Here is a 6128-nt window from a genome sequence, read left to right as displayed (position 1 = left end):
CGCATGCAGGAAGCGCTGATCTCCTTGATGCAAATGGCCAAGACCTCTGCGGTACTGGCGCGTCTGCGTGAAGAAGGCATCCCGTTCATCTCGGTACTGACTGACCCGGTTTACGGCGGTGTTTCCGCCAGCCTGGCGATGCTGGGTGACGTGATCGTTGGTGAGCCCAAAGCACTGATCGGCTTTGCCGGCCCGCGCGTGATCGAGCAGACCGTACGTGAAAAGCTGCCGGAAGGCTTCCAGCGCAGCGAGTTCCTGCTGGAGCATGGTGCGATCGACCTGATCATCCCGCGCGGTGAACTGCGCCCACGCCTGGGTAACCTGCTGGCGCAAATGATGGGCTTGCCGACGCCTGTGTACGTCGCACCTAAAATCGAACCTATCGTTGTTCCGCCGGTGCCAGCAAACCTATGACCCAACGTACCCTGGGCGAATGGCTCGCTTACCTTGAGCAGTTGCATCCGTCAGCCATCGACATGGGCCTGGAGCGCTCGCAACAGGTAGCGGCCCGCCTCGGGTTGGGCCGCCCGGCGCCGCGTGTAATCACGGTGACCGGCACCAACGGCAAAGGCTCTACCTGTGCCTTTGTCGCGGCGCTGCTGCAAGCCCAAGGGCTTAAAGTAGGCGTCTACAATTCTCCGCACCTGCTGCGTTATAACGAGCGGGTGCAGCTCAATGGCATCGAAGCCACTGACGCGCAGCTTTGCGAAGCCTTCGCCGCACTGGATGCCGGCCGTGGCGAAATTTCCCTGACTTACTTTGAAATGGGCACCTTGGCGGCTTTCTGGCTGTTCGAGCGTGCGCAGTTGGATGTGGTCGTGCTGGAAGTCGGGCTTGGCGGGCGTCTGGATACCGTTAACGTGGTGGACGCCGATATCGCGCTGGTAACCAGCATTGGTGTCGACCATGCGGACTATCTGGGCAACACTCGCGAGTCGGTGTCTTATGAAAAGGCCGGGATCTTCCGCCAAGGCAAGCCGGCGCTGTGTGGTGACCTGAACCCGCCGCAGCCTTTGCTGGACAAGGTGCGCGAGCTGGATTGCCCATTTTACCTGCGCGGCCGCGAATTCAATCTCGAAGTTGGCGACCAGCATTGGCAGTGGCGCGGGTGTGATGCGCGTGCCCAGGTGGTAGAGCTGCGGGATTTGCCGCTGCTGAACCTGCCGATGGAAAACGCCGCGCTGGCGCTGCAAGCGTACCTGTTGATGGATCTGCCGTGGAATCCCGAGCAGATTGCTGCCACGTTGCTGGCTACTCGTGTGGTGGGGCGCCTGGATCGCCGCACATTCGAGTGGGAAGGCAAGCGTTTGAACCTGCTGCTGGATGTGGGGCACAACCCGCACGCCGCCGAGTACCTGGCGCAACGTCTGTCACGCACGCCACCTGCCGGTCGTCGCCTGGCAGTGTTCGGGCTGTTGGCTGACAAGGATCTGGACGGTGTGGTTGCGCCGTTACTCGGCAATGTCCAGGCTTGGGCGGTAGCGCCGCTGGACACGCCGCGCAGTCGCCCGGCTGCCGAACTGCAAGTGGCATTGCAGAACCTTGGTGCGTCGGCGGCGTCGTATGCAAGCGTCACTGCAGCGCTTGAGGCGCAATGTGCAGTGGCGACGGCCGAGGACGAGATTCTGTTGTTCGGATCATTTTATTGTGTTGCCGAGGCGCTTGAGTGGTTGGCCCGGCGCTCCACGGAGGAAGCTGCACATGGCATTACTGGATAGCGCATACAAGCAGCGAATGGTCGGAGCCCTGGTATTGGTGGCGTTGGCGGTGATTTTCCTGCCGATGCTGTTTTCGCGCCAGGACGAACAGCGCCAGGTCGTGGTCGAGGCACCGGCAGCGCCACAGGCGCCAGCGATGCCGCAAGTTCAGGTGGAGCCGGTGGTGGTGCCTGAGCCGCAGACGCTGCCTGAAGAACCGGTGCCGAGCGATGATGAGGTGGCTGCGCAAACGACTCCAGCGGCGCCGGCAGTGCCGGTGCAACAGAGTGTGCCGGTGGTCAAACCGGCGCCCGCTCCAGCGGCCCCGGTGGTGGCTGCCAAACCTGCTGCGCCAGCCCCTGCGCCCAAGCCTGTAGCGCCACAACCAGCCGCGCCGGGCAAGCCGGATGTCGGTCAAAGCCGTATCGACCCGAATGGTCTGCCGATCAGTTGGTCGATCCAGCTCGCCAGCCTGGCCAACCGTGAAAGCGCCGATGCCTTGCAGAAAAAGTTGCGTGCCCAGGGGTATAACGCCTATATCCGCAGTGCCGACGGCAAAAATCGCGTATTTATCGGGCCGCTGATCGAGCGCGCCGAAGCGGATCGCCTGCGTGACCTGCTGGGGCGACAGCAGAACCTGAATGGGTTTGTGGTGCGGTTCCAGCCTGAGCGCGGCTGAGTAAAGGGTTGGAATGCAGGGCAAATGTGGGAGCTGGCTTTTGTGGGAGCCAGCTCCCACATTGTTTTTGGGTGGTCTTGAGATTGCTCAACCCATTGATTTGCAAAGCACCCACAATCACAGCTTACCGATAGCCCAGCGCTCTGCTAAAATGCGCCGCCTTATCCGTACGTAGGCTGCACTGTGCCATTTACCTGGGTTGATTGGGCGATCGTAGCAATCGTCGCCATCTCCGCTTTGATCAGTCTAAGCCGCGGCTTCGTAAAAGAAGCACTGTCGTTGCTGACCTGGATCATCGCAGGAGTTGTAGCCTGGATGTTCGGTGGTTCACTGTCGGTTTACCTGGCCGGGTATATCGAAACACCTTCGGCTCGCGTCATTGCGGGCTGCGCCATCATGTTCATCGCCACGCTGTTGGTGGGGGCAATGGTCAATTATCTTATTGGCGAGTTGATACGTGTCACCGGCCTCTCCGGGACCGATCGATTTCTCGGCATGGCCTTCGGCGCCGCGCGTGGCGGCTTGCTGGTGGTTGTGGCGGTCGGGCTGTTGAGCCTGGGGCCGGTACAGCAGGATTCGTGGTGGCAGGAGTCGGTACTCGTGCCAAAATTTCTATTGGTTGCAGATTGGTCCAAGAACCTCATATTGGGGTGGAGCAGTCAGTGGCTGGCCAGCGGAATCAGCGTACCCGCTGATCTTCCGTTCAAGGAACACCTCTTGCCGGCCAAAACGCCTCAGTAAGTAGTGTTCAGTCAAGATTCATTAAGTAGGGGTTGCGTCGCATGTGTGGCATCGTCGGTATCGTCGGTAAGTCGAACGTCAATCAGGCGCTGTATGACGCGCTAACCGTCCTCCAGCACCGCGGCCAGGACGCTGCCGGTATTGTGACCAGCCACGACGGCCGGTTATTCCTGCGCAAGGACAATGGCCTGGTGCGTGACGTGTTCCATCAGCGTCACATGCAGCGCCTCGTCGGGCACATGGGCATTGGCCATGTGCGTTACCCGACTGCCGGTAGCTCGACCTCGGCCGAAGCTCAACCGTTTTACGTCAACTCGCCTTACGGCATCACCCTGGCGCACAACGGTAACCTGACCAACGTTGAACAGCTGGCCAAGGAGATTTACGAATCTGACCTGCGCCACGTCAACACCAACTCCGACTCGGAAGTGCTGCTCAACGTGTTCGCACATGAGCTGGCCCAGCGCGGCAAGTTGCAGCCGACCGAAGAAGATGTATTCGCTGCCGTGACCGACGTGCACAACCGTTGTGTTGGTGGTTATGCCGTCGTCGCAATGATCACCGGTTATGGCATCGTCGGTTTCCGTGACCCGCACGGCATTCGCCCGATCGTGTTCGGCCAGCGTCACACCGACGAAGGCGTCGAATACATGATCGCGTCCGAAAGCGTGTCCCTGGACGTGCTCGGCTTCACCCTGATCCGCGACCTCGCACCGGGCGAAGCCGTATACATCACCGAAGACGGCAAGCTGCACACCCGTCAGTGCGCGATTGCGCCGAAACTCACTCCGTGCATCTTCGAACACGTCTACCTGGCGCGTCCGGACTCGATCATCGACGGTGTTTCGGTGTACAAGGCGCGCCTGCGCATGGGCGAGAAGCTGGCCGAGAAAATCCTGCGCGAGCGTCCCGAGCACGATATCGACGTGGTGATCCCGATCCCGGACACCAGCCGTACCGCTGCGCTGGAGTTGGCCAACCACTTGGGCGTCAAGTTCCGCGAAGGTTTCGTCAAGAACCGTTATATCGGCCGTACCTTCATCATGCCTGGCCAGGCGGCGCGCAAGAAGTCGGTGCGCCAGAAGCTCAACGCCATTGAGCTGGAATTCCGCGGCAAGAACGTGATGCTGGTCGACGACTCCATCGTGCGCGGCACCACCTGCAAGCAGATCATCCAGATGGCCCGCGAAGCCGGTGCGAAGAACGTGTACTTCTGCTCCGCCGCGCCTGCCGTGCGTTACCCGAACGTGTACGGTATCGACATGCCGAGCGCCCACGAGCTGATCGCCCACAACCGTTCGACCCAGGATGTAGCCGACCTGATCGGTGCCGACTGGTTGATCTATCAGGATCTGCCGGACCTGATCGAGGCGGTCGGTGGTGGCAAGATCAAGATCGCCGAGTTTGACTGCGCAGTGTTCGACGGCAAGTACGTGACCGGTGATGTCGACGAGGCCTACCTGAACAAGATCGAGCAGGCGCGTAACGACTCGTCGAAGATCAAGACCCAGGCGGTCAGTGCGATCATCGATCTGTACAACAACTGAGTAAACACCGGCCCTGAGGGGCCGGTTTTGTATCTTAAATAGAGTATTGAGTAAGGAGTCGCAGCATGAGTCAGGAATGGGATGCCGGTCGGTTGGACAGCGACCTCGATGGCGTAGCTTTCGATACCCTGGCTGTGCGCGCCGGTCAGCACCGCACCCCGGAAGGTGAGCACGGTGACCCGATGTTCTTCACCTCCAGCTATGTGTTCCGCACCGCAGCCGACGCGGCTGCGCGCTTTGCCGGTGAAGTGCCGGGCAACGTTTACTCGCGTTACACCAACCCGACCGTGCGTGCGTTCGAAGAGCGTATCGCGGCCCTGGAAGGCGCTGAGCAGGCGGTGGCCACGGCGACCGGTATGGCTGCGATCCTGGCAGTGGTGATGAGCCTGTGCAGTGCTGGCGACCATGTGCTGGTGTCGCGCAGTGTGTTCGGCTCCACCATCAGCCTGTTCGAGAAGTACTTCAAGCGCTTCGGCATCGAAGTGGACTACGTGCCCCTGGCGGATCTGTCCGGCTGGGATGCGGCGATCAAGGCCAACACCAAGCTGCTCTTCGTCGAGTCGCCGTCCAACCCGCTGGCCGAGTTGGTGGATATCGCCGCGTTGTCCGAAGTGGCCCACGCCAAGGGCGCGATGCTGGTGGTCGACAACTGCTTCTGCACGCCGGCGCTGCAACAGCCGTTGAAGCTGGGCGCGGACATTGTTGTGCACTCTGCCACCAAGTTCATCGACGGCCAGGGCCGTTGCATGGGCGGCGTAGTCGCCGGCCGCAGCGAGCAGATGAAGGAAGTGGTGGGTTTCTTGCGCACCGCCGGGCCGACTCTGAGCCCGTTCAATGCGTGGATCTTCCTCAAAGGCCTGGAGACCCTCAGCCTGCGGATGAAGGCCCATTGCGCCAATGCCCAGGCCCTGGCCGAGTGGCTGGAGCAACAGGACGGGATTGAGAAAGTCCATTACGCCGGTCTCAAGAGCCACCCGCAACACGCGCTGGCCCAGCGTCAGCAGCGTGGTTTCGGCGCGGTGGTGAGCTTTGAAGTAAAAGGCGGCAAAGACGGCGCCTGGCGCTTTATCGACGCAACGCGTCTGATCTCCATCACGGCCAACCTGGGTGACAGCAAGACCACCATCACCCACCCCAGCACCACCTCCCACGGGCGCCTGGCGCCACAGGAGCGTGAAGCGGCCGGCATCCGTGACAGCCTGATCCGCATTGCAGTGGGCCTGGAAGACGTAGCCGACCTGCAAGCTGACCTGGCTCGCGGGCTGGCTGCCTTGTGATCGAGTGGTCCATGGAAACAGCAGCGGCCGGTAACGGCCGTGTTGCGCTGGTGACGGGCGCCGCCCGAGGCATTGGCCTCGGCATCGCGGCATGGCTGATCAGCGAAGGCTGGCAGGTGGTGTTGACCGACCTGGACCGCGAGCGCGGCTCCAAGGTGTCCAAGGTGCTGGGTGACAACGCCTGGTT

General features: G+C 61.4%; 6 protein-coding genes and 1 pseudogene. All 7 read left to right on the top strand.

What is annotated here, in order from left to right; all coding sequences use genetic code 11:
• Window positions 1–414: pseudogene (locus FEM54_RS22090) on the top strand (acetyl-CoA carboxylase, carboxyltransferase subunit beta); the annotation flags it as partial.
• The gene (folC, locus tag FEM54_RS22085) at window positions 411–1718 is read left to right on the top strand and encodes a bifunctional tetrahydrofolate synthase/dihydrofolate synthase (RefSeq protein ID WP_099548305.1); all 1308 of its coding nucleotides are present in this window, start codon (window positions 411–413) and stop codon (window positions 1716–1718) included. The pseudogene FEM54_RS22090 and the gene folC, both read left to right, overlap by 4 nt.
• On the top strand, window positions 1702–2376 hold the full coding sequence (locus FEM54_RS22080) for an SPOR domain-containing protein (RefSeq protein ID WP_138453023.1): 675 nt from the start codon (window positions 1702–1704) through the stop codon (window positions 2374–2376). Before folC ends, FEM54_RS22080 begins: the two co-directional genes overlap by 17 nt.
• A gap of 183 nt (window positions 2377–2559) precedes the next feature.
• Entirely contained in the window at window positions 2560–3117 is a 558-nt protein-coding gene (locus FEM54_RS22075; RefSeq protein WP_003212681.1) for a CvpA family protein, read from the top strand.
• Between the two features lie 41 nt (window positions 3118–3158).
• Complete coding sequence (gene purF / locus FEM54_RS22070; RefSeq protein WP_017138746.1) at window positions 3159–4664, top strand: amidophosphoribosyltransferase; 1506 nt, start codon at window positions 3159–3161, stop codon at window positions 4662–4664.
• A gap of 65 nt (window positions 4665–4729) precedes the next feature.
• Window positions 4730–5941 (top strand): O-succinylhomoserine sulfhydrylase, encoded by a 1212-nt coding sequence (locus FEM54_RS22065; RefSeq protein ID WP_017138747.1) that lies wholly within the window; start codon window positions 4730–4732, stop codon window positions 5939–5941.
• Between the two features lie 11 nt (window positions 5942–5952).
• Window positions 5953–6128: SDR family NAD(P)-dependent oxidoreductase (locus FEM54_RS22060; protein WP_138453021.1), on the top strand; the 176-nt coding region annotated here is incomplete at its 3' end.

It is taken from the genome of Pseudomonas edaphica (assembly GCF_005863185.1).
In the GTDB taxonomy this organism is placed as follows: domain Bacteria; phylum Pseudomonadota; class Gammaproteobacteria; order Pseudomonadales; family Pseudomonadaceae; genus Aquipseudomonas; species Aquipseudomonas edaphica.
Note: the sequence above shows the minus strand (reverse complement) of the source record. Positions and strands in the feature narration are given on the sequence as shown.

Excerpts from the sequence above, each read along its gene's own strand:
- FEM54_RS22065 (WP_017138747.1), top strand. The coding sequence starts at position 4,730 with ATGAGTCAGGAATGGGATGCCGGTCGGTTGGACAGCGACCTCGATGGC.
- folC (WP_099548305.1), top strand. The coding sequence starts at position 411 with ATGACCCAACGTACCCTGGGCGAATGGCTCGCTTACCTTGAGCAGTTG.
- purF (WP_017138746.1), top strand. The coding sequence starts at position 3,159 with ATGTGTGGCATCGTCGGTATCGTCGGTAAGTCGAACGTCAATCAGGCG.
- FEM54_RS22080 (WP_138453023.1), top strand. The coding sequence starts at position 1,702 with ATGGCATTACTGGATAGCGCATACAAGCAGCGAATGGTCGGAGCCCTG.